This window comes from uncultured Mesonia sp. (assembly GCA_947499595.1).
Taxonomy (GTDB): Bacteria; Bacteroidota; Bacteroidia; order Flavobacteriales; family Flavobacteriaceae; genus Mesonia; species Mesonia sediminis.
The window spans coordinates 1-710 of the sequence record CANMOY010000039.1 but is presented as its reverse complement, the minus strand read 5'-3'; the positions used below and the strand labels follow the sequence as shown (position 1 = coordinate 710).

At 43.1% G+C, this 710-nt stretch carries 1 protein-coding gene; it reads right to left on the bottom strand.

Annotated features, from left to right (window positions below):
• Window positions 1-710 (bottom strand): hypothetical protein (locus tag ACH2AZ_RS12480; RefSeq protein WP_394908098.1); only part of this gene is annotated, 710 nt, incomplete at both ends.

Sequence of the window (710 nt, the reverse complement as noted above, 5' to 3'; positions counted from 1 at the left end):
GATGTTACCTCAATGCTTGATCCTGTTTCTGGCAATACTCCGCCATCTAATGTCCAAACAAAGCTGTAATTGATCTCATCTAAACCGGTTTCAATAAATACGGGGTCATAGTTTCCTCCTTCTACTGGGGTACTGCTATCACTGTCTGCACAGATCACCATACCGTCGTAACTACTGATGTCTACAATGGGTCGCGGCGCAATCTCAATGGTAATAGTTGCATAGTCTACACTCTCACATAGGTTGTTGGTATCTTGTACTACTCCTATGATGGTTTGCGGGTTTTCTGTGGTCACATAAGCCGTTAACGTGTTTTGATCTATTGGTGCTGCTCCGTTTAGATAATCGTCTAAACTAGCATAGTAAATCACTCGTGTATTGGCTGGACTACCCGGGTTGATTTGTGCATCAAATTGTGTTAAATCAACCGTTGCGGTGTTACCGCCTTGCTCATCGCTACATACTTCTAGAGTAGTATCTATTCCTGCTATTACAGGTCTTGGTTCTACTGTAATTGCTACTCGTCCTACCGCTGCTTGGCATCCGGTATCGGTATAAACTACGCGTATCCAGAAGGTATCTCCTGTTGAAGCTTGGTAGCCATTTGGCACTTCATTGGTATCGTTTTGCGCTCCGATTTGATCAAAGTGGTAACTGATATCATAATTGCTCAGGTTCATATCATCGTTCTCATTGGCATCTAGTAAATC